Source organism: Tistlia consotensis USBA 355 (assembly GCF_900177295.1).
GTDB classification, from domain to species: Bacteria; Pseudomonadota; Alphaproteobacteria; order Kiloniellales; family DSM-21159; genus Tistlia; species Tistlia consotensis.
The window spans coordinates 1-26,529 of sequence record NZ_FWZX01000041.1 but is presented as its reverse complement, the minus strand read 5'-3'; the positions used below and the strand labels follow the sequence as shown (position 1 = coordinate 26,529).

Genomic DNA, 26,529 nt, shown 5'->3' with positions numbered 1-26,529 from the left:
CGGGGTTCCGGGGCACACTGTGGTCTGCACGGCGGAAGGGAGAGGGCCTCGTTGGCGGCTGGTGACGGAATCGCGGCCCGCGCGAAGGCGATCGACGCCCGAACGCCCGAGCTGACGGTCGACCTCTGGCTCTGCGCGACCGTTGACGGCGGTAGAACGACGCCCGTCGCGCCGGGGTGGGGCTGTCCCTGCCGTGCCGAGGGTCCCGGGGCATCGTTCTGGGACGGCTTCCCGATCCTGGGCGAGCGGGCCATGGCGCCCGGCGAGCGCCGCAGGGTCGGCTTCGTCTTCCTCTCGGGCGAACCCGCGGCCGCCGCGCTGCGCGGGGCGGGCCGGTTCCTGCTCTGGGAGGGCCGGGTCATCGGGGAGGCGGTCGTCGTCCCGTCCTGACGATCAGTTGTCGTTCATCCAGTTCTGCCAGAGCTTCTCGCCGATCAGGCAGTCGATGCGTGGCGCCAGGGCCTGGACCCTGACCAGCCTGGCCGGCTCCGGGCGTGCCGGCAGGCCGGCGATCTCCAGGATCAGCTTGCGGCGCACGGCCATGCCGAACTCGGCCATGTCGGTGACCGGCACCATGAAAGCGCCGGGGCCGCCGATCACGCAGTCCTCGTAGTAGACGTCGAGCAGCCGGATATCGAGGAAGCCGCCGGCCCGGCCGAGCAGCAGCGGCAGGCCGTTGATCGTGATGCCGGCCTCGACCAGGGCGTCGCGCGCGCCGGTCACCGGGATGCCCTGGTTGTTCGGCCCGTCGCCGGAGATGTCGACGACCCGGCGCAGGCCGAAGACGCCGCTCTCGGCGAAGCGCCGGGCGGCATAGGCGAGGCCGCCGGAGATCGAGGTGCCGTGCGCCTCGCGGATCGGCGCCGCCTCGAGACGGGCGGCGAAGGCCTCGGCGCTGGCCGGTCCGTCGACCAGCGTCCAGGGCACGATGACCTCCTGGGTCGCGATGCCGGCCCACTCGACGTAGGTGACGGCGATGCGGCGGTGCAGGCCGCCGGTGATCGCCTGCAGCACCTGCGGGTGGCGGAAGGCGGCGACGTAGCCGCTGCGCTGGACCTCGAGCTCGACCCGGTCCATCGAACGCGAGACGTCGACGGCGAGCACCAGCTCCAGGTCGACGTAGGGCCGCTCCTCGGCGGCGGCCGGCCGGGCCGGCGGCAGGCCGAGCAGCAGGAGCAGGAGGAAACCGAACGGTGCGACGCGACGAGGGCTCATGGCGACACTCCCCGACAGTCTACGGTCGAGGATAGGGCGGGCCGGGGGCTACGCACAGTGCCGCTGGCAGTCAGTGCCGGCGTTCGAAGGGGAAGAGGGCTACTTCGCCGGCATCGGGGTGTTGCGGCGGACGACGTTGGCGAAGCGGCGATAGACGAAGTCGCGGCAGTCGGCGCCGGAATCGGCCTCGGCCAGCGCGACCAGCTGGTCGTGAAAGGGCGAGAGCGCGCAGGCCGGGTCGGTCGCGCCGGCCTCGCCGGTGATCGCGAAGGCCTGGCAGCGGCAGCCGCCCCAGTCGATCTCGCGGCGCTCGCAGCTGCGGCACGGCTCGGGCATCCAGTCGGTGCCGCGATAGATCTCGAAGGCCTCGGAGTGCTGCCAGATGTCCGCCAGGCTGCGCTCGGTCACGGAATCGAACCGCAGGCCGGTGATCGTCTCGGCGGCGTGGCAGGGCAGCACCTTGCCGGCCGGCGAGACGTTGAGGAAGCGCCGGCCCCAGCCGCCCATGCAGGACTTCGGGCGGCGCGCGTAGTAGTCGGGCACGACGTAGTCGAGCACCAGGCGGCCCTTGAGGCGCTCGCGCGCCTCCTCGACGGTGGCGGTGGCGCGCTCCAGCTGCTCGCGGGTCGGCATCAGGGCGGCACGGTTGCGGAAGGCCCAGCCGTAGTACTGCACGTGGGCGATCTCGGCGCGCTGGGCGCCGAGCTCGACGGCGAGCTCGATCAGCTGCGGCAGGTGGTCGAGGTTCTGGCGGTGGACGACCAGGTTGAGGGTCAGCGGCAGCCCGGCCGCGCGGACCCAGCCGGCGAAGCGCAGCTTCTTCTTCTGGGCGTCGGGATAGCCGCCGATGCGCTCCGCGCCGGTGGCCTCGCTGTCCTGGAACGACAGCTGGACGTGGTCGAGGCCGCTGTCGACCAGCCGGCCGACGCGGTCCTCGTCGAGCAGCACGCCGGCGGTGATCAGGTTGCTGTAGAGCCCGACGTCGCGGGCCCTGGCGACCATCTCCTCCAGGTCCTTGCGCACCGTCGGCTCGCCGCCGGAGAAGTGGATCTGCAGGGCGCCCAGCTCGGCCGCCTCCTCGATCACCCGCAGCCAGGTCCCGGTGTCGAGCTCGCGGCCGGCCTGCTCCAGCTCGACGGGGTTCGAGCAGTAGGGGCACTGCAGCGGGCAGCGGTGGGTCAGCTCGGCGAGCAGCGCCATCGGGAAGTCGATCGGGTTCCGGCCGGTCTCGCTCATGCCGTCATCACCGCCTTGTCGGCCAGGTCCTGCAGCATCTCGGTCACGTCGCCGAGGATCACCTCGCGCGGCGCCTGGAAGGTCTTCGCCAGGTCGTCGACGATCGCGCCGACGCTGGCCTCGCCGTTGCAGCGCCGGATCACCTCGAGCGCGATCGGGTCGGGCACGAAGACCCGCTCTGGGGCCTGCACCAGCCACTGGTCGCGCGCCTTGTCGTGGCGCAGCTTGACGCCCGGCGGCAGGCGCGGCACCGACTCCTCGGAGATGGTGATGCGCCCGGCCATCGTCAGCCTTCTCCCGCCGTCATGCCGAGGCCTGCCACTCCTGGGGTCCCTCGGGCACGAAGGCGCCCGGCGGGACGTGGCCCGGCTCGACGTAGGCGTGGTGCAGGGCGTCGAGCTGGGCCCACAGCACGTCGGTCTTGAAACGGACCGCGGCCAGCACCTGTTCCTGCTGCGCCCGGGTCCGCGCCTCGCGGATCACGTAGGCGAGGCCGAACTTGACATCCTCCGGCGCCTCCTTCAGCCGCCGCTTGAAGTAGGCGATGGTCCGCTCGTTGGCGAAGGGATAGTGCTGCAGCAGGCCGGCGATCCGTTCCTCGTGGATCTTCGGGGCGAACAGCTCGGTCAGCGACGAGGCGACGGCCTCGAGCAGGCTCTTCTCGCGCACGAAGTGGACGTAGGCGTCGACCGCGAAGCGCGTCGCCGGCAGCAGGCCCTCGGTCGAGACGACGTAGTCGCGCGGCAGGCCGACCGCCTCGGCCAGCACCAGCCAGCGCTCGATGCCGCCCTCGTTGCGCTCGCGCCCGGCGCCGGCCGGCCAGCCGTCGTGCTCCTCGATGCGCTTGCGCCATTCGCGGCGCAGCTCCAGGTCCTCGCAGCGCGACAGCAGGGTCGCGTCCTTTATCGGGATCCGGCTCTGGTAGTAGAAGCGGTTGAGCACCCAGGCCTGGACCTGGCCGCGGTTCAGCCTGCCGCCGTGCAGCAGCTTATGAAAGGGGTGCAGGCTGTGGTAGCGCTCGCGGCCGATCTGCTGGAGCCGCGCCTCCAGCTCGGCGGCGCTCAGCAGGGTCTCGCCAGCGGGGTCGCGGGGCTCGGGGTTCGCGCTCATAGCTCCAGCTCCATGCCGTCCCGGGCGACCGTCCAGCCCGCCGCCTCGACCTCGGCGCGCTCCGGCGAGTCCAGCAGCAGCACCGGGTTGGTGTTGTTGATGTGGATGAAGACCTTGCGCGCGATGCCGAGGTCGGCGAAGCCGGCGATCGTGCCCTCGGGGCCGGCCATCGAGAGGTGGCCCATGCGCTGTCCGGTCTTCACGCCGGCGCCCTGCGCCAGCATCTCGTCGTCGCGCCACAGGGTGCCGTCGAACAGCAGCAGCGCCGCGCCCTTCAGCCGGGCCTTCAGCCCGGCGGGCAGGGCGGCGCAGCCCGGCAGGTAGAACAGGCTGCGGCCGTCGCCGCCGGTCTCGGTGATGCGCAGGCCGACCGTGTCCTCGGCGACCGAGCCGAAGTTCGCGCCCGCCGAGGCGTCCTCCTTGTAGAGCGCGACCTTGCCGGGCACGGCGAAGGCCTCGACGGTCAGGCCGAGCGGCTCGCCGTCCCTGGTCCGCGGCTCGAAGGGCTGCTCCAGCGCCAGCTGCCGGCGCACGACGAAATCGGGATTGAGCACGTTGAAGATCGTGTTCTCGGCCAGCACCGACAGCACGCGGGAGGTCGCGTAGAGCGAGAAGGGCTGGCTTTCGCGCAGGGTCAGCAGGCCGGCGACGTGGTCGACGTCCGCGTTGGTCAGGACGACGCTGGAAATCGGGCTGTGCCGCACGCCCTCTGCGGGATGGAGCGGCGGATTGTCGTTGATCTGCTGCCGGATGTCCGGCGAGGCGTTGAACACGACCCACCGCCGGCCGTCGCGGCTGACCGCGATCGACGACTGCGTGCAGGCCGGGGCGGCAGGATCGCCCTGGCGTGACCGCCTGGAGGCCGGGCTATTGCTGTTCCATTGAGGAAAACCACCACCGGCCGCGGCCCCGAGCACCAGGACGCGTAACACCGTTCGCGAACTCCGGCTGTCCGTCCTTCCGGACCGTTCGTCCCGTCCCTCGCGGCGCTCCTAGAGCGACGCTGCCGGGACGGAAAGGCCTCGTTTCCGGCTCTCGCGCGGAAACGAGGCGCTTACCGTTCGCCAGAGGGCCGGCTTACAGCTCGGCGCAGGCGTAGCAGTTGATCTCCATGCCAACGGAGATCTCGACGATCGACGGCTTGTTCCAACGCATCGCACTTTCCTCCCACTGGTTGGTGTGGTTACTGGTTGGTGTGGTTATTGTAACTGTTGATTGTAGGACCGAACGTCAATCGGGACAATACCCTATCGGCATTTTTTGGATTGGTTCAGATTGACGCGCCCCCCGGGAGCGGGCCCGTGCCTGCCCGGGCCGCTCCGGATCCGGCGGCCGGAAGGCGTTCATTCCGAGGCATGGCGCGCCTGTGCGACCGGCGGCGAGGGTTCGTCGCGGCAGAAGGCCTGGAGCGGCACGCGGCGGCTCCAGTCGACCGAGCGCAGGCCGTTCGGCTGGGCCATGGTCCAGCGCCGCTCGACCTCGAAGGCCTGGCGCTCCTTGTCGAGCCAGGTGCGGCAGGTGGCCGGCCCCTCGAAGGCGTGATTCTCCTGCTGCAGGTAGTGGACCAGCTCGTGCAGCAGGACGGCACGGGCATGCAGGTCCTCGAGCGGATTCAGGCTGGCGTCGAGATAGATGGTGTGTCCCGGCGGGAACCAGCCGAACACCGCGCAGGCGCCGTTGCAGGCGCGTTGCTCGAGCTCCCGGTGGGCGACGAACTCGACCGCCGGTGGCGCCGCGGGTGCGGCATAGCCGCTCAGCGCCTCGGCGGCGAGCAGCAGCTTCACGACCAACGCCTGTACAAGAGCTGCGTCCATTGCTCCCGTTCCGATCATGGCGTAGGAATCGAAAGGGAAACCATGTCGACCAGAGGTTGCTCAAAGCCTACCGCGTCTCGCCGGCGTCTCCGCCGGACCGTCGTGCTGCTGGCCGTCGCCGTGCTGGCGGCCGGGCCGGCAAGGGCGGCGGGCGAGAGCTATTCGCGGGCGCAGACCGAGCTCTTCGCGACCCCTCACCTGGAAAACGTAACCCAGCCCGAAACGCTGCACTACGATTTCCGGCGCAGCGGGGCGGCCGCCAGGCCGCTCGACGATTCGATCGACGTGATCGTGACCGAGGTCCGGCCCGACGGCCGCAAGAACCTGTCGTTCCGCTTCCTCAGCGGGCCGAACCAGCGGCGCTTCCCGCCGGTTGAGGGCTTTCGCGGCAACCCGCTGATCATGCTGTTCCTGGAGCGCGACGTCGCCGAGATGGCAGCGGCGACCGGCGGCAGCCCGCTCTATTTCCGCACCCGCCTCCGGGCCGCCTTCGGCACCGACGCCCAGGTCGAGGACGTCACCCTGCCGCAGGCGACGACCTCCCCGCCGGATGCCTCCGGGGCCAAGGCGCGGCTGGTGACCGTCGAGCCCTTCGCCCGGGACCCGATGATCGATCGCTTCCCGCGCTACAAGGACAAGCGCTACGAGTTCCTGCTGTCGGCGGCCGTGCCGGGCGGCGTCGAGCGTCTGACCACGATCCTGCCGGCCGCGTCCGGCGGCCAGCCGGCCGTCGAGGAGACGGTCACTTTCGGAAAGGTCGAGCCATGAAGCTTCTCCCGACCCTGGCGCTCGCCACCCTGGCCCTGCCCCTGGCCCTGCTCGCCGCCGGCCTCGTGAGCGGCCGGGCGGGCGCCGCCCAGACCCAGCTGCACAACGATTTCCCGACGGCGGCGCGCGCCGACTACGTCTTCGCCTGCATGGCCGCCAACGGCCAGACCCAGGAGATGCTGCAGCGCTGCTCCTGCAGCCTCGACGTGGTCGCCTCGATCATGCCCTACGACGACTACGTCGAGGCCGAGACGGTGCTGCGCATGCGCCAGCTCGGCGGTGAGAACACCGCGATCTTCCGCGACACCAAGATCGCCAAGGACTACGTCGACCAGCTGCGCGGCGCCCAGGCCGAGGCCGAGCTGCGCTGCTTCTGAGTCGCTCCCGCCTGCCTTACGACCCTGCGTCGGCGGCGACCGGCCAGCTGCCCTCGAAGGTCATGTTCTCGGAGTCCTTGACCGTGACGGCCATGCGGTCGGCGCCGTCCGGGCGGTAGTAGAAGTGGATCGAGGGATCCTCGCTCAGCGAGATCGCGCCCTCGACGGTCATCAGGGTCCTGTCGCCGTAGTCGACCGCGATGTCGGTCACGTAGTGCGGCGGCACGTAGAGGTGGGTGATCTGGTCCATCTGCAGGCCCGAGTTGTTCGGGTGGCTGATCAGCAGCTGGACGCGGCGCAGGCCGGGCACGGCCTCGTCCTTCATCGGCTTCAGCTTCATCTTGCCGAGCCGCGCCAGGGCGGCGTCCTGGTCCTTGAGCGCCGGCGCCGAGCAGCCGCCCGTGGCCTTGACGAACTTCGTGGCCATGAACAGCGCGCCGTCGTTGGTCTCGGCGATCGCCCGGACGTTGCTGTAGGAGTTGACGCGCACGCGGGTCGCCAGGGTCGCCAGGCCGATCCGCGGCGTCAGGTGGAAGACCGCGGCGACCGGTACCGGGTTCTGGTCGATCACCAGGGTCACGGTCTTGATGTAGCGCTCGGGCGTCTGCGGGATCTTCGCCTCGATGGTGATCGGCACGATCGCCGCGTCCTGGGCGCGGTAGGGCGCGTCGAGCGAGACGACGCCGGGCGCCTCGCTGATCGGCCGCTCGCCGAACAGCATCGGCCGGAGGTCGGTCCAGGCGTCGTCGTCCGCAGCCAGGGCCGGGACGGCGGAGGCGCCGACCGCGCCGGCCACGGCCAGGGCGGGAAACAGGCGGTGCAGGGCGGACGACAGGCTTCGGGACATCGGTCGGCTCCTCATCTGGCCGGGATCGTGCGCGATCTCGCCCGGCGGCGACTATACCATGGGGCGGCACCGGCCGGCAGTCCGGCAACCGAAGCGCGCAGGGGGCGCCCGGGCGGCGCTACTCCCACTCCAGCTCGGTGAAGGCGGTGACGACGTTGCGGGCGTTGGTGCGGTCGAACAGCAGCCAGTCCGCGCGGCTGCCCTGCCCGGCGGTCTTCAGCGCCTGCTCGATCGTGCCGCCGCGGGCGATGATTCGGCGGATCTCGTCGCGCAGCGTCGAGAGATAGCCGGCCTCGGCGTCGAGCGCCCGGGGCCAGGGCGCGCTGACCGGTCCGTGGCCCGGCACGACCCGCTCGGCCGGCAGGCGGCGCAGCTCGTCGATCGCTGCGAGCCAGCCGTTGAGGCTGCCGTCGATCACCGGCGTGCGCTTCAGGAACAGCAGGTCGCCGGCCCAGAGCGTGCCGCTCGCCCGGTCGTAGACCGTCAGGTCGTTGTCGGTATGGGCGGCCGGCCAGGCGACGACCTCCAGGGTGCGGCCGCCGAGCTCGAGCGTGGCGCGGTCGGCGACCGTGATGTCGGGCGCCACGACCCTGCTGCCCTCGGCCGCGGCGCCGAGCGTGCGCTGCAGCTCCGCCAGGTAGTAGGCGCCGCGCGCGGCCAGGGCGCGCGGCAGGTTGGCGTGGCCGACGAACTGCGCGCCGCTCGCTTCGAAGGCGGCGTCGCCGAAGACGTGGTCGGGGTGCACGTGGGTGTTGACGACGTAGCGGATCGGCAGGTCGGTGACGCGACGGATCGCCGCAAGCAGCCGCGCGCCGATCCGGGCGCTGCCGCCGGTATCGATCACGGCGACCGCCTGCTCGCCGACGATGAAGCCGACGTTGGCGATGTCGCCCCCGTCGTCCGGCGCGATCTCCTCGTGCAGGCCGTGATGCACGTAGTCGCCCGGCGCGATCTCGACGACGGGCAAGGGGTCGACGGGCGGCTCGACGGCCGCCGCCGGGCCGGCGAGCAGCAGCAGCGCCAGGCCGGCGGCCCGCTCAATCGAAGCGCGCCGAGCCACGGTTCTTCGTCTGCTCCAGGCCTTCGACGGTGTCGCGCCCCTTGATGCCGAGGAAGCGGGCGCCCTGGATGTCGGCGCCGGCGAAGCGGCTGCCGGCGAGGTCGGCGCCGGAGAAGTCGGCGCCGGCGGCCTCGGTGCTGCTGAGGTCCGCGCCGGCCAGGCGCGCGCCGCGGAAGTCGGCGAACTCCAGGAAGCCGTGGGCGAGGTCGGCGCCGCTGAGGTCGGCGCCCCGCAGGTCGGCCTTGGCCAGCGAGACGCGCATCAGGCCCATCGGCTGGTTGCGCATGTCGGCGGCCATCCGCGCGCCCCTGAGGTCGGCGCCGCGCAGATCGGCGCGCTCCAGGTTGCAGACCAAACGCGCGTCGCGCAGGTCGGCGCCCTTGAGGTCGGTCTCGGCGAGCACGGCGCCGAAGGCGCTGGCGCCCCGCAGGTTCGCCCGCTCCAGCCTGGCGCCGCGCAGGATCGCGACGTCGAGCACCGCACCCGACAGGTCCGCTCCGGACAGGTCGGCGCCCTGGGCCGAGACGCCGTGCAGGTCGGCGCCGGCCAGTCCGGCGCCGCGCAGATTCGCACCGCGCAGGTTGCCGGCCTTGAAGTCGAGGCCCGAGAGATCCAGGCCCGAGAGGTCGCGCTTCGACAGGTCGGGCTCGCCGCCGCTCGCCGACAGCACTGCCTCGACCTGCTGGCGGCTGAGCTCGGCGGCCATGGCTGCGGCGCTGCACAAGGCCGGCAGCAGGGCCGCGAGCAGCAGCGGCACGGCCGCCCCGCGGCGCCAGCCGACCGGGTACAAAGGCTTGCGTTTCATGGCCATGGCGTTCGAACGCTCGATCTCGTCGGCCAATAGTTGGTTGTCGAGAAGGTGGATGTCTGCCCGCATCGCGTTTCGCATTGCAGCATCGATTTTTGCATTGCAGCACCTCCCTGCGACATTTTGGAAAGCAAATTACAAAACGGGGACTCAAGCCAGAAGCTTCTTGCTGGATTATATTTTCACGGGTAGCATCAAACTAGCACTATCGCCCCTCTTCGGTAGTACGCGAGAACATGGGACCCGGTGCAGAGTAATCGTTGTAGGACTACAAGCGATCCTTGTCGACTTGTCATCACTGAAGAAAAGCGCTGCCGACGACGGAAGAACCGGGTCTTCGGCGGCGGAAATTGTGTGAGACAAGAGTAGTTAGACGACTGTTCGGGTGAGAAACCAAGAAGAAGCAAGGGAGGAAACCAATGAAAGCTCTTCTTCGTGGTGCACTCGCCGGCGCTATGGTGGTCGGACTGGCCGCTGGCGCTTACGCGAGCGACGACCTCGTCACGATGCAGAAGAACGCCAAAGAGTGGGTCATGCCCACCGGCAACTACGCCAACTGGCGCTACAGCACGCTCGATCAGATCAACGCCGGCAACGTCGGCAAGCTGCAGGTCGCCTGGACCTTCTCGACCGGCGTGCTGCGGGGCCACGAGGGCGGTCCGCTGATCATCGGCAACGTCATGTACGTCCACACGCCCTTCCCCAACATCGTCTATGCGCTCGATCTCAACGACGACAACAAGATCCTCTGGAAGTACGAGCCGAAGCAGGACCCGGACACCATCCCGGTGATGTGCTGCGACACGGTCAACCGCGGCGTGGCCTACGGCGACGGCAAGATCTTCCTCTACCAGGCCGACGCCACCCTGGTGGCGCTCGACGCCAAGACCGGCAAGGTCGACTGGAGCGTGTCCAACGGCGATCCGAAGATCGGCGAGACCGGCACCTCGGCGCCGATGGTCGTCAAGGACAAGGTCGTGGTCGGCATCTCCGGCGGCGAGTTCGGCGTGCGCGGCCGGCTGACCGCCTACGACATCAAGGACGGCAAGATGGCCTGGCGGGCCTATTCCATGGGCCCGGACTCCGACATCCTGATGGATCCGGAGAAGACCACGATGCTGGGCAAGCCGGTCGGCAAGGACTCGGGTCTCAACACCTGGGAAGGCGACCAGTGGAAGATCGGCGGCGGGACGACCTGGGGCTGGTACTCCTACGACCCGGAGCTCAACCTGATCTATTACGGTTCCGGCAACCCGAGCACCTGGAACCCTTCGCAGCGGCCCGGCGACAATCGCTGGTCGATGACCATCTTCGCCCGCGACGCGGACACCGGCATGGCCAAGTGGGTCTACCAGATGACCCCCCACGACGAGTGGGACTATGACGGCATCAACGAGATGGTCCTCGCCGACGTCACCGTCGACGGCAAGAAGCACAAGGCCCTGGTCCACTTCGACCGCAACGGCTTCGGCTACACGCTGGACCGCGAGACCGGCGCCCTGCTGGTCGCGCAGAAGTACGATCCGAAGGTCAACTGGGCGACCCACGTCGACATGAAGACCGGCCGTCCGCAGGTCGTCGACAAGTACTCGACCGATCACAACGGCGAGGACGTCAACACCAAGGGCATCTGCCCGGCGGCGCTCGGCACCAAGGACCAGCAGCCCTCGGCCTACTCGCCGAAGACCGGCCTGTTCTACGTGCCGACCAACCACGTCTGCATGGACTACGAGCCGTTCCGCGTCGCCTATACCGCGGGCCAGCCCTACGTCGGCGCGACGCTGTCCATGTATCCGCCGGAGGGCGACAAGAACATGGGCAACTTCATCGCCTGGGATGCCAGCAAGGGCAAGATCGTCTGGTCGCTGCCGGAGCGCTTCTCGGTGTGGAGCGGCGCGCTCGCGACCGCCGGTGACGTGGTTTTCTACGGCACCCTGGAGGGCTACCTGAAGGCGGTCGACGCCAAGACCGGCAAGGAGCTCTACAAGTTCAAGACCCCGTCCGGCATCATCGGCAACGTCACGACCTACGAGCACAACGGCAAGCAGTACATCGCCGTGCTCTCGGGCGTCGGCGGCTGGGCCGGCATCGGCCTCGCGGCCGGCCTGACCGATCCCAACGCCGGTCTCGGCGCGGTCGGTGGCTATGCCGCCCTGGCGAACTACACCGCGCTCGGTGGCCAGCTGACCGTCTTCAGCTTGCCGAACTGACGCGGCGCTTCGCGACCTGGCCCGGCCCCTGGACCTCGACGGTCCTCGGGTCGGGCCATTCGCGTCCCTGCGGCCTTGTTCCGAGCCCGTCCCCTTTCCCTGGCAGTGCGCCCGGCCGCTTCGCCGAGGCGGCGAGCCGCCGCGGTCCGATCCCCGATCGCCGTCGAGCCCCCGGGCCGGGGGCGTCCCCGCGGCGGACCCGGCACAGCAGATCGATTCGGAGAGCGATGATCATGATCCCCGGTGGCTTCGAGCGTTACCTCCGCCGCGTCGATGCGGCCCTGTTCGCGGCCGTTGCCGCGACCGCGATTTCGGCCGCGACCGTCGGGCCGTCGGCCCACGCCGAAGACAAGCCCTACAAGATCGAGAAGGACGGCACTGTCGACTGGTCCACCTTCAGCGGCTATCGGCGCTATCATTCGGAATGCCACGTCTGCCACGGTCCCGACGCGCTGGGCAGCAGCTTCGCGCCGGCGCTGGCCAACAGCCTGAAGACCATGACCTACGACCAGTTCATCGACGTCGTGGTCAACGGCAGGAAGAACGTCAGTGCCTCGAGCGACAAGGTCATGCCGAGCTTCGGCACGAACCGCAACGTGATGTGCTTCATCAACGATATCTACGCCTACCTCAAGGCCCGAGCCGACGGCGTGCTGCCGCGCGGGCGGCCGAAGCACGAACCCAAGCCGAAGGCGGCCCAGGAAGCCGAAGACGCCTGCATGGGATGATGGACATGCTACGCGACCTGTCCTTCGGACGGACGGCGCCGCGCCGGCTGCGGCCCTCCGGCCTCGGCCTCGCGCCGCTGCTCGCCCTCGTCCTGGCGGCCGCCCAGCCGGCGGCCGCGCAGTCGACCTCGGAGACCGTCGACCACACGGCGCTCCGCGTCTGCGCCGACCCGGGCAACCTGCCCTTCTCGAACCAGAAGGGTGAGGGCTACGAGAACCGTATCGCCGAATTGCTCGGCAAGGCCCTCGGCGAGCCGGTGCACTACACCTGGTACCCGCAGGCGACCGGCTTCGTGCGCAACACCCTGAAGGCGCGGCGCTGCGACCTCGTGATGGGCGTGTCGCTCGGCTTCGAGCTGCTGCAGAACACCAACCCCTACTACCGCTCGTCCTACGTCCTGGTCTATCGCAGCGACAGCGGCCTCGGCGCCAAGGCGCTCGACGATCCGGCGCTCAAGGGCCACAGCATCGGCGTCATCGCCGGCACGCCGCCGGCCACCCTGCTGGTCAAGTACGGCATGATCGACAGGGCGCGGCCCTATCCCCTGATGGTCGATGCCCGCTACCAGCGGCCCGGCGAGAAGATGATCCACGACATCGCGACCGGCCAGATCGACGCCGGTCTGCTCTGGGGGCCGATCGCCGGCTACTACGCGAAGAAGAGCAAGGTGGCGATGACCCTGGTGCCGCTGATCGGCAAGCCGGGCGAGCCGCCGATGGACTTCTACATCACCATGGGCGTGCGCGAGGGCGAGCCGGACTGGAAGCACCAGATCAACGACCTGATCGAGAAGAGCCAGGACGCGATCAACGCCATCCTGCTCGACTACGGCGTGCCGCTGCTCGATCGCCAGGGCAGGCCGATCGTCCACTGAGGGGGCGCCGCGATGGTCCGCCGGGCAACCGCGCTCTGGCTCTGCCTCTGTCTGGCCGGCGCGGGCGCGGCCCTGCCGGCCCGCGCCGATTCCGGCGTCGCCGAGCCCGACGGCTACCGGATGGAGCACTACCGCGCGCCGACGCCGGACCGCCTGAAGGGCGCGGTGGTCGTCGACACGCCGCAGGCGGCGGCCCTGGTCGAGGCCGGCAAGGTGCTGCCGGTCGACGTGCTGCCGCGCCCGGAGAAGCCGGCCGGGCTCAAGGAGGGCACGATCTGGCGCCAGCCGCCGCGCGACAACATCCTGGGCAGCGCCTGGCTGCCGAACACCGGCTACGGAGCGCTGTCCGAGCCGGTCGAGCGCTACTTCCGGACCGCCCTGGAGCGCCTGACCGACGGCGACCGGGAGCGCGGGCTGCTGTTCTACTGCCTGGCCGACTGCTGGATGTCCTGGAACGCCGCGAAGCGGGCCCTGGCGCTCGGCTACAAGCGCGTCTTCTGGTACCCGGAAGGCACCGACGGCTGGATCGCCGCCGGCCTGCCGCTGGAGCGCAGCGAGCCGGTGCCGGCGGAGTAGCTAGACCGCGATCGCCTTCATCAGCCGCTCGCGCGCCCAGTCCGAGTCGGCCTCGCCCTCCAGCACGATGCGGCCGCGCTCGACGACGTAGAAGCGGTCGGAGACCGACAGCGCCTCGTGGACGTTCTGCTCGACCAGCAGCACGATCGCGCCGGCCGCCTTCAGCTCGCGGATGATGCCGAAGATCTCGGCGACGATCATCGGCGCCAGGCCCTCGCTCGGCTCGTCGATCAGCACGACCCGGGGCCGCCCGACCAGCACGCGGGCGATCGCCAGCATCTGCTGCTCGCCGCCCGACAGGGTGTTGCCGAGCTGGCCGCGCCGCTCGGCGAGCCGCGGGAAGCGCTCGTGGATCTCGGCGACGGCGGCGCGCTCCTCGCGGCGCGAGGCACCCTTGTGCTGCAGCAGGCCGAGCTCGATGTTCTCCTGCACCGTCAGGCCCGGGAAGATGCGCCGGTCCTCGGGCACGAAGCCGACGCCGCGGGCGGCGACGCGGTCGGGCGCGAGGCCGCTCAGCGCCTGCTCGCCGAGCCGCACGGCGCCGGCGGTCGGCTTGACCCAGCCGGCGACGGTCTTGAGCAGCGTCGTCTTGCCGACGCCGTTGCGGCCGAAGATGCCGACGACCTCGCCGGGCCGCGCCTCCAGGTCGATGCCCTGGATGACGTGGGACAGGCCGTAGTGGGTGTGCAGTCCGCTGACCGTCAGCATCAGGCGTGTCCGAAGTAGGCGGCCTGGACGGCCGGGTTGGCGCGCACCGCCTCGGGCGGTCCCTCGGCCAGCTTGCCGCCCTGGTGCATGACGACGACGTGGTGCGACAGCGACATGACCAGGCCGATGTCGTGCTCGATCAGCAGGATCGTGACGTCCGCGGCGAGCGCGCGGATCAGGGCGGCGGTGTCCTCGGTGTCGCCGTGGCTCATGCCCTGGGTCGGCTCGTCGAGCAGCAGGATGCGCGGCCGGCTGGCCATCGCGACGGCGATCTCCAGGCGGCGCTGCTCGCCGTGGCTGAGGTTGCCGGCCAGCTCGGCGGCCTTGGCGGCGAGGCCGAAGCGCTCCAGCAGCTCGCCGACCCGGGCCCGGGCGACGCGGGCCCGCCGCACCGGCAGGAAGGCGCGCACCGTCGGCTCCAGGACCTGCGCCGCGAGCCTCAGGTTCTCGGCGACGGTCAGGCCGAAGAACAGGTTGGTGATCTGGAACGAGCGGGCGAGGCCGAGCCGCAGCAGGGCCGCCGGCGCGGCGCCGGTGACCTCGCGTCCGTCGATCCGGACGTGGCCGCTGTTCGGCCGCAGCGCGCCGCTGATCAGGTTGAACAGCGTCGTCTTGCCGGCGCCGTTCGGGCCGATCACCGTGGTGATGCGGTTGCGCCCGGCCTCGAAGGACACGTCGTCGACGGCGCGCAGGCCGCCGAAGGCGATGCCCAGGCGCTCGACGGCGAGCACCGGCGGCGTCTGCCCGGTCATGGCCGCGCCTCCGCTTCCGCGGCCTTGGCCGGCGGCGGCTCCGCGCGGCCGAGCCAGCGCGCCAGGCGCGGCCGCAGCAGGCCGATCAGGCCCTGGGGCAGGAACAGCACCGAGGCCATGAACAGCACGCCGATGACGATCAGCTGGTGCTCGGTCCAGCTGCCGATCACCGACTTCAGGACGGTCAGCAGGATCGCGCCGTAGATCGGGCCGACCAGCGTGCCGACGCCGCCGACGACCACCGTGATGACGGCGTTGCCGGAGACCTGGAAGTAGAGCAGCTCCGGCGAGACGAAGCCGCGCAGCATCGGGTAGAGCGCGCCCGACAGGCCGGCGACCAGCGCGGCCAGGACGTAGGCCGCCATGCGCGCCCGCCAGGTCGAATAGCCGAGGAAGGCGACGCGCCGCTCGTTGGCCTTGAGCGCGATCAGCACCCGCCCGAAGGGCGTGTCGAGCAGGTAGGCCGAGACCGCGTAGAGCAGCACCAGCAGGGCCAGCGCGACCAGCAGGAAGCCCGGGGCGCTGCCGGTCGAGACGTGGAACGGCCCGAGCGGCACCTCGACCACCGGCACGCCGATCATGCCGTCGGAGGCGCCGAGCTCGCGGGTGTTGTAGACGACCTTGGCGACGACCTGGGCGAGGCCGAAGGTGATCAGCGCGAAGTAGACGCCGCGCACCCGGTTCGCGATGACGCCGCCGATCAGCGCGGCGACCAGGGTGGCGCCGCTGGCCGCCAGCAGGGCCAGCCAGAACGACGGCACGGCCATCAGGGTCAGCGCCGAGACGTAGGCGCCGATGCCGAAGTAGAGCGCCTGGCCGAGCGACAGCAGGCCGGTGTAGCCGAGCAGGATGTCGACCGAGAGCGCGAGGCCGGCGTAGATCAGCGCCTCGGTCGCGAGCCGGAGGTAGAAGGTGTCGCCGAGCGCCGAGCCGAGCGCGGCCAGCGCCAGGCCGGCGACGACCAGCAGCACGACCAGCAGGTGGCTGGCGCGCATCGAGAGCGACAGGCGGTCCGCGACAGGACGCCCAGGGAAGGAGCGGGCGGGACGCTCAGGCATGACCGAGCCTCCCGAACAGGCCCTGCGGCCGGAACATCAGGCAGAGCACCATCACGCCGAACACGATCGGGTCGGTCCAGACCGGCGAGATGACCAGGGCGGCCAGGGCCTGGACCTGGGTCAGCGCCAGGCCGGCGACGACGGCGCCCCAGATCGAGCCCATGCCGCCGACGATGACCACGGTGAAGGCGATCAGGATGAAGTCGCGGCCCATGGTCGGGAAGACGGAGTAGATCGGCGCCAGCAGCACGCCGGCGAGGCCGGCCAGCATCAGCCCGAAGGCGAAGGTCCCGGAGTAGACCAGCGAGACCGGCACGCCGAGCGAGCCGGCCATGTCGCGGTCGTAGGCGGCGGCGCGCACCATGGCGCCGAGCCGGGTGCGGTAGACGATCCAGGCGACCGCCAGGATGACGACGACGCCGATGCCGATCAGGAACAGGCGGTAGACCGGCATGTAGACGCCGGCCAGCTCGACCGCGCCGCGCAGCGGCGTCGCCGGGCGCTGGGTGTTCGGGCCGAAGACGATCGACAGCAGCTCCTCGATGATCAGCGACAGCCCGAAGGTCAGCAGCAGGGTCGTGACGTGGCGGTCCGGGCCGTCGTAGACCCGGCGTATCAGCAGGCGCTCGGTCAGCACGCCGAAGGGGATCATCAGCAGCGGCACCAGGAACAGCAGCAGCCAGAACGACAGGCCGAGCCAGCCCAGCGCCAGGGCGATGAAGGCGCCGACGGCGTAGAACTCGCCGTGGCTCATGTTGATGACGTCGAGCAGGCCGAAGATGATGGTCAGGCCGAGCGCGACCAGGACGACGGCCATGCCGAGCGCCAGGCCGTTGACGACCTGGGGGGCCAGCACGAACTGCAGGTAGCTCACGAGATCGGCCATCGCCCTCTCCGGCAGGGAAGCGCGCGAGGAGCGGGGCCGGCGTGCCGGCCCCGCCCTGCGTGGATCAGAAGCGCGTGCAGGCGTCCGGCCCGATCGCCTTGTCGCCCTCGATCGAGTCCGCGACCACGAACTTCCCGTCCTTGACCTGGACGACGTACATGTCGGTGACGGCCTGGTGGTCGCCGGCACGGATCGTCTTCTTGCCCTGCGGCGTGTCCCAGCTCAGGCCCTCGAGCGCCTTGCGCACGGCGTCGGTGTCGGTCGAGCCGGCCGCCTCGACGGCCTTCTTGTAGGCGAAGAGCAGGCCGTAGGAGTCGGCGCCGTAGAGGTCGGGGTCGGTCTTGTAGGCGGCGTTGAAGGCCTTGACGAAGGTCTTGTTGGCCGGCGTGTCGATCAGCGGCGAGTAGCCGACGCCGGTGACGTAGCCGTTCGCCGCCGAGCCGATCGCCTTGATGTTCTGCGAGGTCACCGTGCCCGAGGCGCCGACCACCTGGACGTTGTCGAGCAGGCCGAAGTCCTGCATCTGGGTGAACAGCCGCACGGTGTCGTTGCCGGCGACCGAGGTGTAGATCACGTCGGGGCGGGCCTGCCGGATCTGGCCGAAGTACTGGGTGTAGTCCTTGGTGTCGAGCGGGGCGAAGACCTCGCCGGCGGTCTTGGCGCCGACGCCCTCGGCGGCCTCCTTGAAGGCGGCGACGGTCGAGCGGCCCATCTCGTAGTCGGGGCCGAGGTAGAAGACCTTGGCGTCGGCCTTCTGCTGCTTCAGCCAGACCGCCAGGGCGGCCGACTGCTGCCCGGCCTTGGCGTTGACCCGGAAGACGTTCGGCGAGCACTTGGCGCCGGTGATCGAGTCGGCGAAGGAGACCGAGGTCGCCAGCAACTTCTTGTTGCGATCGGCGACCTGGCCGACCGCCAGGGTCGCGCCGGAGTTCACCGTGCCGGTCAGGAAGTCGACGTTGTCGACCTGGTAGAGCTTCTCGGCCTTCTGCACCGCGACCGAGGGATTGGCCTCGGAGTCCTCGAAGACCAGCTCGACCTGGCGCCCGGCGATGCCGCCGGCGGCGTTGATCTCCTTGGCCGCCAGCTCCAGGCCCCAGCGGACCTGCTGGCCGATCGGCGTGTAGGTGCCGGACAGCGGCGTGTCGACGCCGATCTTGATCGGATCGGCGGCCTGGGCGGCGGCCGTCCAGCCCCCGAGCGCGAGCGCCGCGGCGGCGCCCAGTAGAAGAGTCCTGTTCATTGCGTACCTCCTCGTTGCGGTGGGTGTGGCCGCCTTGCGCGTCGGCGGCTCTCTCGGTTGATCCGGTGTCAGCTGCCGCGGAAGCGCGGCGGCCGCTTCTCGTGGAAAGCCTCGACGCCCTCGCGGAAGTCGTCGGACTGGCGCAGCCGCGAGTAGCAGTGGCCCTCCAGCTCGATGGCCAGCGACAGCGTCGCGTCCTCGGTGTCGTTGAGCAGTTTCTTGGCGGTGCGCTGGGCGATCGGCGAGAAGCCGCGCAGCTCCTCGACCAGCCTGTCGGTCGCCGCCTCCAGCTCGGCGTCGGCGACCAGCTCGGTCGAGATGCCCCAGTCGTAGGCCTGCTGCGCCGAGATCCGGCGCGAGCGCATGACGATGTCCTTGGTGCGCGTGATGCCGACGATCTTCTGCAGCCGCGCCGAGCCGCCGGAGCCGGGGATCTGCCCCAGCTTCTGCTCCGGCAGGGCGTACTGGCAGGTCTCGGAGGTGATGCGGAAGTCGCAGGCCAGCGAGATCTCGAAGCCGACGCCGAAGCAGTAGCCGCGGTTGGCCACGATCACCGGCTTGGCGCAGCGCGCCGGGGCGGCGATGTTCCAGGCCAGCTTCGAGACGACCTCCGGAGCCGCCTCCAGGAAGCCCTTGATGTAACCGCCCGAGGAGAAGTGCTCGCCCTCGGCGCGCAGCACGATGATGCGCACCCGCTCGTCGGCGTCGAGCGCCTCGAAGGCGGCGCGCAGCTGGTCGCGCTGCGGCATCGAGACGGTGTTGAGCGGCGGCCGCGCGAGGATCACGTCGCCGCGCTCCCGCTCGGCGTCGATCTCGACCCGGAAGCCGTCGAGCGCGGCGCTGGTCGGGTCCTTGAGGATGTCGTGGATGGACATGAAACGGCTCTCCGGTGCTCTCATTCCGACGGGTGGGTGGGTTCGGCCTCGGCCGGCTCGGGCCGGTACTCGCCGGCGACCAGCAGGCGGCGCAACAGCTTGCCGACCGGCGATTTCGGGATCTCCTCGACGAAGACGTAGCGGCGCGGCCGCTTGAAGTTGGCGAGGCCGGAGTCCCGGCAGTGATGGTCCAGCACGCCGGCGTCGACCGGCGCCTCGTCCCGGCAACAGCGCTTGACGAAGGCCGTGACGATGCGGCCCCAGCGCTCGTCGGGCAGGCCGACGACGGCGACCTCCAGCACGCCCGGGTGCAGCGACAGGCAGCTCTCGATCTCGACCGGCGAGACGTTCTCGCCGCCGGTGATGATCATGTCGTCGACCCGGCCCGTGACGAAGAGGTCGCCCTCGGCGTCCAGGTAGCCGCTGTCGCCGGTGAAGTACCAGCCGTCGCGCAGCGCCTTGGCGTCGGCCTCGGGGCGCTTCCAGTAGCCCTCGAAGGCCTCGTCGCCGGCCAGGGTCGCGATGATCTCGCCCTCCTCGCCCGTGGCCGCAACCTCGTCGACGGAACCGGCGCCGAGCCTGACCACGCGGATCCGCTGGTTGAGCGCGGCCCGGCCTGCCGAGCCGGGCTTGCGCGGCGCGTCCTGCTCGATCGTGAAGGTGTAGATCTCGCTGCTGCCGTAGTGGTTGACGAAGAGTTCCGGCTCGAAGGCCGCCTTCAGGGCCTTCAGGAGTCCGTCGGTCATCGAGGCGCCGGCGAAGCCGAGGCGGCGCACCGAGGAGCAGTCGGTCGCGGCGAAGGCCGGGTGATGCAGCAGGTCGTGGTAGAGCGTCGGCACCAGGTAGAGGCAGGTCACCCGCTCGGCCGCGATCAGGGTCAGCGCCTTCTCGGCGTCGAAGCGCGGCAGGCAGGTGAAGGTGCCGCCGATGAGCGACATGGCCAGCAGCGAGCGCACGCCCATGGTGTGGTAGAGCGGCATCACGCCGAGCGTCCGCTCGCCGCGCAGGTAGGCGTTCTGGGCGACGTGGGCCAGCGCCCCGGCGCGCTCGGCGAGGTGGCGCCGGGGCACGCCCTTGGGCTTCGCCGTCGTGCCCGACGTGTAGAGCATCAGGGAGAAGGCGTCGGCGGCGGCACTCGGCGTCGCCGGCTTCGGCTCGCCGTCGGCCGCGAGCAGGCCGCCGATGCCGGCGGCGTCGAGGCGCCAGAGACCGGCGGCCCGCGTCGCCTGCGCGGCCGCCTCGGCCGAGACCGGCTCGAAGACCAGGGCCCTGGCCTCGGCGTTGTCGAGGAAGAAGTCGATCTCGTCGGGCTTGGAGCGCCAGTTGACCGGCACGATGACGACGCCGGCGAGCTGGCAGGCCCAGTGCAGGGTCGCCGCCTCCCAGCGGTTCTGCAGCACCGAGACCAGGCGGTCGCCGGGCTTCAGGCCGGCCTCGTCGAGCCGGGCGACCAGCGCCGAGACGTGGCGGTACCACTCGGCGTAGGTCAGGCGCAGTGCGCCGTCGACGATCGCCTCGGCCGTGGGATCGCGCTCGACGCTGGCGAGGAAGCTGGTGCCGAGGTCAAACATCGCCGTCTCTCTCTTCTGGCGCGTCACCCGCGCCGGGGTCCTCGCTCAGGCGTTCCGCCGCGTCCAGGGCGGCGCTCACGATCGGTCCGTAGCCGGTGCAGCGGCAGAGATGGCCGCCCAGGACCTCCTCGATCCGCGCCTTGTCGGCCGCCGGCTCGTCGCGCAGCAGGGTGTCGAGCGACATCAGGATGCCGGCGGTGCAGAAGCCGCATTGCAGGGCGTGGTGGCGGCGGAAGGCCTCCTGCAGCACCGACAGCCGCGCGGGCCCCGGCGCCAGGCCCTCGACGGTCTCGACCGTGCAGCCTTCGACCTGCACCGCGAGGGTCAGGCAGGAGCGGGCGAGGCCGCCGTCGATGCGCACCGTGCAGGCGCCGCAGACTCCATGCTCGCAGCCGACATGGGTGCCGGTCGCGCCGACGACGTGGCGCAGGAAGTCGCTGAGCAGCAGGCGCGGCTCGGCGAGGCCGGCGACCGGCCGGCCGTTGAGGGTGAAGCGCACTTCCGTGCGGCGGTCGGCGCTCAGGCGCGGCATCGGCGGGCCTCCTCGATCGCCTCGCGGCCGAGCGCGCGGACCAGGTCGCGGCGCAGCCGGGCCGAGGCGTGCAGGTCGTCGCGTGCGCCGAGCTCCCAGGCGAAGGCGTTGAGCGCGTCGTCGAGGGCCGAGCCCTCCAGCGCCGGCCAGTCGCGCGCCATCGGCCGGTCGGCGACGCCGCCGACCGCGAGGCGGATGCGCTGCGCGGAGACCACGGCCGCGGCGCCGACGATGGCGAAGTCGCCGTGGCGCCGGCCGAACTCGCGGAAGGCCTGGCCCTCGCCGGCGCGGCGCAGCGGGAAGGCTGCGGCCTCGACCAGCTCGTCGTCCTCGCGGGCCGTCGACATCAGGCCGGCCAGGAAGGCCTCGGCCGGCAGCTCCCGGTGGCGGCGGCTGCTGCGCAGCCGGACCGCGCCCTGCAGCGCGAGCAGGCAGGTCGGCAGCTCGGCGCTGGGGTCGGCGTGAGCGAGCGAGCCGCAGACCGTGCCGCGCGCCCGGGTCTGGGCGTGGCCGACCCAGGGCAGCGCCGCGGCGAGCAGCGGCGCGGCCTCGGCGAGTCCGTCGTGCGACAGCAGCGCCGCCTGGCGCGCGCCCGCGCCGACGAGCAGCCTGCCGCCGCTGCGCTCGATCTTCTGCAGCGCCTCGATCCGCGAGATGTCGACCAGCAGCCTGGGCTGGGCGAGGCGCATGTTGAGCATCGGCACCAGCGACTGGCCGCCCGCCAGCACCCGCGCGTCGCCGCCCAGCTCGGCCAGCGCCTCGCAGGCCTCCGCCGCGCTCTCGGCGCGCTGGTAGTCGAAGCGCGCCGGCTTCACGAGCCGATCCCCAGCAGCCGGAGCAGGCGGCCGAGCAGGCCCGTCCACGGTCCGGCCGCCCCGGCGCCGTCCGTGGCCCCGCCGTCCGTGGCCCCGCCGCCCTTGGTCCCGCCGCCCGCCTGGCGGCCGAGCGCGGCGAAGAACTGGCCGATGACCAGCCGCGCCGCGCCGTCGAGCAGCCGCCCGCCGACCGCGGCGACCTTGCCGCCGACGTCGGCCTCGTAGTCGTAGTCGAGCCGCGTGCCGCCCTCCGGCGTCGCGGCCAGGCGGACGTGGCCCTGGCCCGCGCCGGTGCCGAGGGCGCCGCTCGCCGAGGCGGTCAGGGTCACGGAGGCCGGCTCGACCAGGTCCGACAGCGCCACCTCGACGCTGTAGCGGCCCTTGACCGGCCCGACGCCGAGCGTGACCTCGGCCAGGAAGCGGGTCTCGCTCAGCTTCTCGACCTTGTGGCAGCCGGGCACGATGGCCTCCAGCGTCGCCGGGTCGAGCAGCGTGTCCCAGATGCGCTGCGGCGGTGCCGCGAAGCCGGCCGACCCCGTGCCGGCGAGCGCACGGCCGCCGGCGCGCTTCGGCGGGGCCGCGGGCGCGGTGCCCGCCGGCGCCGGCGGCTCGGGCTCGTCCAGCAGGGCGCGGACCCGGGCCGGGGTCAGGGGCAGGATGACATCCTCGACGCCGAGCGCGTCGGCGACGGCGTTGGCGATGGCGACCGGGGTCGACATGCAGTTGCCCTCGCCGACGCCCTTGGCGCCGAGCGGCGTGAAGGGCGAGGGGGTCTCGACGTGCAGGATCTCGGGCCGCGGCACCTCGGCGACCGTCGGCACGAGGTAGTCGGCGAAGCTGCCCGCCAGGAAGGCGCCGTCGGGGCCGTAGGCGTACTCCTCGTAGAGCGCGGCGCCGACGGCGTTGGCGAAGCCGCCGACGATCTGGCCCTCGACCATGCCGGGATGCAGCACGCGGCCGCAGTCGTGCATCGTGACGTAGCGGTCGATGACGACCCGGCCGCTCGCCCGCTCGACTGCGACGCCGCAGATGTCGAGGATGAAGCCGTGGCAGAGCGAGGAGTTGACCTGGTCGTCCGGGGTCGGCGCGGTCAGCTGCGGCGGCGTCCAGTAGACCGTCTCGCGCAGCGCCTGGCCGGCCGCCTCGGGGATCGTGCCGGGCGCCCAGTGGGCCGTGGCGGCGAGGCGGGCGAAGGGGATGGCGTTGTCGGGGGTGTCGGCGGCGCACACCCGGCCGCCCTCGAAGACGAGGGCCTCGGCCGGCACGTTGAGCTGGGCCGCGGCGAGCCTCGCCAGCTTGGCCTTGAGCTGCTCGGCGGCGAGGTGCGCCGTGCCGGCGACCGCGGCGGCGAAGCGACTGGCGTAGTTGCCCGAGGCGATCGACCAGGCATCGCGCGCCGTGTCGAGCTCGGCGACGACGCGGATCTGCGCCGGCTCCAGGCCCAGGCTGTCGGCGACTGTCTGGGCCAGCACCGTGCGATGGCCCTGGCCCTGGGGCACCGAGGCGACGTGCACCGAGACGCCGCCGACCGGATCGAGCGCGACGGTCGCGGTCGCCTGGGCGCCGTTCTTCGGCCCGGCCTTGGCCCGCTCGGCGGCGGTCATCACGGTCGAGACGTAGCCCATGTTGGAGACCGAGGGCTCGACCACGGTCGCGAAGCCGATGCCGTAGAGGCCGCCTGCGGCACGGACCCGGTCGCGCTTCTCGACGAGCGCCGCATGGCCGCCGTCGCGCAGCGCCGTCTCCAGCGCCTTCTGGTAGTCGCCGGAATCGTAGAGGCCGCCGGAGGCGGTGCGGTAGGGGAAGGCGCCGGCCGGGATCAGGTTGCGGCGGATCACCGCGACCGGGTCGAGGCCGAGCGTGACCGCGATCTTCTGGACCAGCCTCTCGAGGGCGAAATAGACCTGCGGGCCGCCGAAGCCGCGGTTCAGGCCGGTCGGCGTCTTGTTGGTGACGACGACGCGGTTGCGGACCGCCAGGTTGCGGATGTCGTAGGCGCCGGTCAGGTTGCCGTGCATCCGGTAGAGCGTCGCCGGCTCGGGCGCGCGCAGGTGCGCGCCGACGTCCTCCAGCTGGTCCCAGTCGAGCGCCGTGATCTTGCCGTCGGCCTCGACCGCGGCGGCCAGGGTGACGACGCGATTGGTCGCCGAGACCGAGGCGGTCAGGTGCTCCAGCCGGTCCTCGATCCACTTGACCGGCCGGCCGGCGAGGCGCGCCGCCAGGGCCATCAGCACGATGACCGGGAACATGCCCTGCTTGACGCCGAAGCTGCCGCCGGAATCGCGCGGGGTCTTCAGGCGCAGGCGGTTGCCCGGCACCTTGAGCGAGCGGGCGATCACGGCATGGATCGAGAAGGGGCCCTGGAAGTTGGCGGTGACCTCGTAGCCGTCCTCGCCGGGGTCCCACTCGCAGACCATGCCGTAGGTCTCGATCGGCGTGACGGCGTTGCGCGGGTAGCGCACGGTGATGCCGATGCGGTGCGCGGCCGTCTCGAAGGCGGCCTCGGGATCGCCGTAGCGGAAGGAGCGGTCGCTGGCGAGGTTGCCGCCCAGCCCTTCGTGCAGCACCGGCGCCTCGGCCGCGAGCGCCCGCTCCGGATCGACGACCGCCGGCAGCGGCGCGTAGTCGATCGCGATCGCCTCCAGGGCGTCCTCGGCGAGGTAGCGGTCGGCGGCGACCACGACGGCGACCGGCTCGCCGACGTAGCGCACCCTGTCGGTCGCGATCGGCCAGCAGGTCATCGGCGCCTTGACCCCGACGACCAGCGGCGCCGAGAGGGCCTGGACCTCGGCGCTGGTCAGCACCGCCGCGACCCCCGGCAGCGCGCGGGCCGCCGAGACGTCGAGCTTCACGATCCTCGCGTGGGCGTGGGGCGAGCGCAGGATTGCCGCCTGCAGGGTCGCCGGCCCGACCGGCAGGTCGTCGAGGAAGCGGCCGCGCCCGGTCAGCAGCGCCGCGTCCTCGAAGCGCGGCAGCGAGCGGCCGAGATGTCCCGGCTTCGCGCTGGTCTGGCTGGGGGCAGGCTCTGCCGCCGACATCCGCAATGATCCTCCCGCCGGCCTCTCCGATCCGGGAGGCCGTTGTGCCGAAGGGTCGGGCAAAGGCATAGGAATGATGAGCCCCGACGGTCTCACCACTTACCAATTCGTCTCAAAAACGGCGCCCGCGGAGCCGGGCTAGACGGAGAAGGCCGGCTCCAGCCGCTCGGCTTCGGCCCTGGTCAGCGCGCGGACGCGCTCGAGCTCGCCCGGCGGCAGGACGAGCCGCCGTTCGCTGACGCCGGCGAGCGAGTTGAAGTTGGTGTTGGCGGCGACCGGCTGGCCATCGAAGGTCGGCTCCAGCAGCCGGTCGCTCCAGTCCACGCCGGCCCAGGCCGCGAAGTGGCGCATCACCCGCTCGCGGTCGTCGACGAGCCGCTCGAAGCGCAGCAGGAAGAAGCGCTCGCGGTAGTGGCGGCGATGACGCCGCGCGGCGCGCGCCATCTTGTTCCACAGCGCCATCTCCCGCTCCAGGTCGCTGTGGCGCTGCTCGCCGCCCTTGGTGTGGGCGCGCCGCGACACCAGCCAGTCCGCCGGGTCGCGGACGATCGACACCAGCCGGCCCCGCGGATAGTCCGCGAAGAACTGCTCGACGCTGGCCGACTTGCTGCCGAGCTCCGGGACGAAGCCGGCGTAGTAGCTCGGGCGGCCGGTCCTGCTGTTGCGCCGCCAGACCCGGAACAGGCTGTCCAGGTAGGCGTCGATGACGGCGCGCCGGCTGCGCGGCGGGGCCGGCAGCTCGGCCCGGAAGGCCTGGAGGTGGCGATTGCGGTCGTAGCAGAAGGGCACCCGCTCGCCGGCCTGGGCCGCCTTGCCGGTCTTGCGGTAGCCGAGCTCCGCCAGGCTGGCGAGCCTGGGATTGGAGATCTGCCGGAACAGCCGGTCCGGATCGTCGTCGGGATCGATCTCTGGCCAGCGGATCTTGCTCGGCCAGCCGATGGTCAGCTCGTGGGGATGCACGAGCAGCGCCGGGTGCGCATCGAGCAGCTGCGAGAACAGGGTGCCGCCGGAGCGCGACTGCTGGGAGACGAGGATGAGAGGCAGGGACACGGGCGCGACGGCAGCGGGCAACAGAGGCGAAAACACGGCCAGACGGTAGAAGGACTCTCGGTGTTTCGCAACCCTTCGCGGGTGCGGCGAAAGCCCTGCCGTTGGTTCGCCGGTCGCGGGCTGCGCTAGCCGGCCGGCGGCGTCGAGCCGAGTCTGGCGACCGATCGGAAAGCGCCGGGGCTGACGCCGGCGTGGTCGCGGAAGAAGCGGGTGAAGTGGGCTGGCACGGAGAAGCCGAGGCGTTCGCTCATCCCGCCGATCGGCTCGTCGGTCGCGACGATCGAGGCGACCGCGCGCTCCAGGCGCAGCACGTTGAGGAAGACGTGGGGCGTGACCCCGGTCGACTGGCCGAACAGCCGGAAGAAATGGGCGCGCGACAG

At 71.4% G+C, this 26,529-nt stretch carries 29 protein-coding genes; 7 read left to right on the top strand and 22 right to left on the bottom strand.

Annotated elements, in window-relative coordinates:
* The first annotated feature begins 51 nt into the window (after positions 1-51).
* The gene (locus tag B9O00_RS29260) at positions 52-390 is read left to right on the top strand and encodes a hypothetical protein (RefSeq protein WP_200808699.1); all 339 of its coding nucleotides are present in this window, start codon (positions 52-54) and stop codon (positions 388-390) included.
* A 3-nt stretch (positions 391-393) separates the two neighbouring features.
* Here B9O00_RS29260 and B9O00_RS29255 read toward each other — a convergent pair whose 3' ends face one another.
* From B9O00_RS29255 to B9O00_RS29225, 7 genes are all read right to left on the bottom strand, one after another.
* Complete coding sequence (locus B9O00_RS29255; protein ID WP_085126470.1) at positions 394-1,215, bottom strand: DUF1194 domain-containing protein; 822 nt, start codon at positions 1,213-1,215, stop codon at positions 394-396.
* A 99-nt stretch (positions 1,216-1,314) separates the two neighbouring features.
* Entirely contained in the window at positions 1,315-2,451 is a 1,137-nt protein-coding gene (gene pqqE / locus B9O00_RS29250; RefSeq protein ID WP_085126468.1) for a pyrroloquinoline quinone biosynthesis protein PqqE, read from the bottom strand.
* Positions 2,448-2,735, bottom strand: coding sequence for a pyrroloquinoline quinone biosynthesis peptide chaperone PqqD (gene pqqD / locus B9O00_RS29245; protein ID WP_085126466.1), 288 nt, complete (start codon positions 2,733-2,735; stop codon positions 2,448-2,450). Before pqqD ends, pqqE begins: the two co-directional genes overlap by 4 nt.
* A 19-nt stretch (positions 2,736-2,754) precedes the next feature.
* On the bottom strand, positions 2,755-3,561 hold the full coding sequence (gene pqqC / locus B9O00_RS29240; RefSeq protein WP_085126463.1) for a pyrroloquinoline-quinone synthase PqqC: 807 nt from the start codon (positions 3,559-3,561) through the stop codon (positions 2,755-2,757).
* The gene (gene pqqB, locus B9O00_RS29235) at positions 3,558-4,478 is read right to left on the bottom strand and encodes a pyrroloquinoline quinone biosynthesis protein PqqB (protein ID WP_437123425.1); all 921 of its coding nucleotides are present in this window, start codon (positions 4,476-4,478) and stop codon (positions 3,558-3,560) included. Before pqqB ends, pqqC begins: the two co-directional genes overlap by 4 nt.
* A gap of 160 nt (positions 4,479-4,638) precedes the next feature.
* Positions 4,639-4,716 (bottom strand): pyrroloquinoline quinone precursor peptide PqqA, encoded by a 78-nt coding sequence (pqqA, locus tag B9O00_RS34290; RefSeq protein ID WP_085126514.1) that lies wholly within the window; start codon positions 4,714-4,716, stop codon positions 4,639-4,641.
* A gap of 188 nt (positions 4,717-4,904) precedes the next feature.
* Positions 4,905-5,345, bottom strand: a complete 441-nt coding sequence (locus tag B9O00_RS29225; RefSeq protein WP_143596393.1) for a hypothetical protein — start codon at positions 5,343-5,345, stop codon at positions 4,905-4,907.
* 132 nt (positions 5,346-5,477) lie between these two features.
* Here B9O00_RS29225 and B9O00_RS29220 point away from each other — a divergent pair, with 132 nt between their 5' ends.
* Together B9O00_RS29220 and B9O00_RS29215 are read left to right on the top strand one after the other, a co-directional pair.
* Positions 5,478-6,143 carry a hypothetical protein gene (locus B9O00_RS29220; protein ID WP_085126458.1) on the top strand — a complete coding sequence of 222 codons (666 nt, stop codon included), beginning with the start codon at positions 5,478-5,480 and terminating at the stop codon, positions 6,141-6,143.
* The gene (locus B9O00_RS29215) at positions 6,140-6,520 is read left to right on the top strand and encodes a hypothetical protein (RefSeq protein ID WP_085126456.1); all 381 of its coding nucleotides are present in this window, start codon (positions 6,140-6,142) and stop codon (positions 6,518-6,520) included. Before B9O00_RS29220 ends, B9O00_RS29215 begins: the two co-directional genes overlap by 4 nt.
* 16 nt (positions 6,521-6,536) lie before the next feature.
* Here B9O00_RS29215 and B9O00_RS29210 read toward each other — a convergent pair whose 3' ends face one another.
* From B9O00_RS29210 to B9O00_RS29200, 3 genes are all read right to left on the bottom strand, one after another.
* On the bottom strand, positions 6,537-7,367 hold the full coding sequence (locus B9O00_RS29210) for a quinoprotein dehydrogenase-associated SoxYZ-like carrier (protein ID WP_085126454.1): 831 nt from the start codon (positions 7,365-7,367) through the stop codon (positions 6,537-6,539).
* Positions 7,368-7,485: 118 nt separating this feature from the next.
* Complete coding sequence (locus B9O00_RS29205) at positions 7,486-8,427, bottom strand: quinoprotein relay system zinc metallohydrolase 2 (protein ID WP_089229690.1); 942 nt, start codon at positions 8,425-8,427, stop codon at positions 7,486-7,488.
* Positions 8,405-9,304, bottom strand: a complete 900-nt coding sequence (locus B9O00_RS29200) for a pentapeptide repeat-containing protein (protein WP_200808698.1) — start codon at positions 9,302-9,304, stop codon at positions 8,405-8,407. Before B9O00_RS29200 ends, B9O00_RS29205 begins: the two co-directional genes overlap by 23 nt.
* A 350-nt stretch (positions 9,305-9,654) precedes the next feature.
* Between B9O00_RS29200 and xoxF5 the strand changes: the two genes are divergently transcribed.
* From xoxF5 to B9O00_RS29180, 4 genes are all read left to right on the top strand, one after another.
* Positions 9,655-11,445: a lanthanide-dependent methanol dehydrogenase XoxF5 gene (gene xoxF5 / locus B9O00_RS29195; protein WP_085126452.1), complete on the top strand. Its 1,791-nt coding sequence runs from the start codon at positions 9,655-9,657 to the stop codon at positions 11,443-11,445.
* A gap of 227 nt (positions 11,446-11,672) precedes the next feature.
* On the top strand, positions 11,673-12,173 hold the full coding sequence (locus B9O00_RS29190; RefSeq protein WP_085126450.1) for a c-type cytochrome, methanol metabolism-related: 501 nt from the start codon (positions 11,673-11,675) through the stop codon (positions 12,171-12,173).
* Positions 12,174-12,178: 5 nt separating this feature from the next.
* Positions 12,179-13,048 (top strand): substrate-binding domain-containing protein, encoded by an 870-nt coding sequence (locus tag B9O00_RS29185; protein ID WP_089229698.1) that lies wholly within the window; start codon positions 12,179-12,181, stop codon positions 13,046-13,048.
* A 12-nt stretch (positions 13,049-13,060) separates the two neighbouring features.
* Positions 13,061-13,624 carry a PQQ-dependent catabolism-associated CXXCW motif protein gene (locus B9O00_RS29180; protein ID WP_085126446.1) on the top strand — a complete coding sequence of 188 codons (564 nt, stop codon included), beginning with the start codon at positions 13,061-13,063 and terminating at the stop codon, positions 13,622-13,624.
* On the opposite strand, the gene B9O00_RS29175 is transcribed toward B9O00_RS29180, so the two are convergent.
* The 12 genes from B9O00_RS29175 to B9O00_RS33255 form a co-directional block, all read right to left on the bottom strand.
* Complete coding sequence (locus B9O00_RS29175; protein WP_085126444.1) at positions 13,625-14,332, bottom strand: ABC transporter ATP-binding protein; 708 nt, start codon at positions 14,330-14,332, stop codon at positions 13,625-13,627.
* Positions 14,332-15,084, bottom strand: a complete 753-nt coding sequence (locus tag B9O00_RS29170) for an ABC transporter ATP-binding protein (protein ID WP_085126442.1) — start codon at positions 15,082-15,084, stop codon at positions 14,332-14,334. The genes B9O00_RS29175 and B9O00_RS29170 overlap by 1 nt, the downstream gene beginning before the upstream one ends.
* Positions 15,081-16,142 carry a branched-chain amino acid ABC transporter permease gene (locus B9O00_RS29165; RefSeq protein WP_085126440.1) on the bottom strand — a complete coding sequence of 354 codons (1,062 nt, stop codon included), beginning with the start codon at positions 16,140-16,142 and terminating at the stop codon, positions 15,081-15,083. The genes B9O00_RS29170 and B9O00_RS29165 overlap by 4 nt, the downstream gene beginning before the upstream one ends.
* On the bottom strand, positions 16,135-17,028 hold the full coding sequence (locus B9O00_RS29160) for a branched-chain amino acid ABC transporter permease (RefSeq protein ID WP_085126438.1): 894 nt from the start codon (positions 17,026-17,028) through the stop codon (positions 16,135-16,137). The genes B9O00_RS29165 and B9O00_RS29160 overlap by 8 nt, the downstream gene beginning before the upstream one ends.
* Positions 17,029-17,092: 64 nt before the next feature.
* Positions 17,093-18,268 (bottom strand): ABC transporter substrate-binding protein, encoded by a 1,176-nt coding sequence (locus B9O00_RS29155; protein WP_085126436.1) that lies wholly within the window; start codon positions 18,266-18,268, stop codon positions 17,093-17,095.
* Positions 18,269-18,336: 68 nt separating this feature from the next.
* Positions 18,337-19,143, bottom strand: coding sequence for an enoyl-CoA hydratase/isomerase family protein (locus tag B9O00_RS29150; protein WP_085126434.1), 807 nt, complete (start codon positions 19,141-19,143; stop codon positions 18,337-18,339).
* 20 nt (positions 19,144-19,163) lie between these two features.
* The gene (locus B9O00_RS29145; RefSeq protein WP_085126432.1) at positions 19,164-20,714 is read right to left on the bottom strand and encodes an AMP-binding protein; all 1,551 of its coding nucleotides are present in this window, start codon (positions 20,712-20,714) and stop codon (positions 19,164-19,166) included.
* The gene (locus B9O00_RS29140; protein WP_085126430.1) at positions 20,707-21,246 is read right to left on the bottom strand and encodes a (2Fe-2S)-binding protein; all 540 of its coding nucleotides are present in this window, start codon (positions 21,244-21,246) and stop codon (positions 20,707-20,709) included. Before B9O00_RS29140 ends, B9O00_RS29145 begins: the two co-directional genes overlap by 8 nt.
* The gene (locus B9O00_RS29135; RefSeq protein WP_085126428.1) at positions 21,234-22,061 is read right to left on the bottom strand and encodes an FAD binding domain-containing protein; all 828 of its coding nucleotides are present in this window, start codon (positions 22,059-22,061) and stop codon (positions 21,234-21,236) included. The genes B9O00_RS29140 and B9O00_RS29135 overlap by 13 nt, the downstream gene beginning before the upstream one ends.
* Positions 22,058-25,099 (bottom strand): xanthine dehydrogenase family protein molybdopterin-binding subunit, encoded by a 3,042-nt coding sequence (locus B9O00_RS29130; RefSeq protein ID WP_085126426.1) that lies wholly within the window; start codon positions 25,097-25,099, stop codon positions 22,058-22,060. Before B9O00_RS29130 ends, B9O00_RS29135 begins: the two co-directional genes overlap by 4 nt.
* 138 nt (positions 25,100-25,237) lie before the next feature.
* Positions 25,238-26,149: a sulfotransferase gene (locus B9O00_RS29125; RefSeq protein ID WP_159460368.1), complete on the bottom strand. Its 912-nt coding sequence runs from the start codon at positions 26,147-26,149 to the stop codon at positions 25,238-25,240.
* A 125-nt stretch (positions 26,150-26,274) separates the two neighbouring features.
* The coding region (locus tag B9O00_RS33255; RefSeq protein WP_159460367.1) for a helix-turn-helix transcriptional regulator at positions 26,275-26,529 on the bottom strand (255 nt) is incomplete at its 5' end.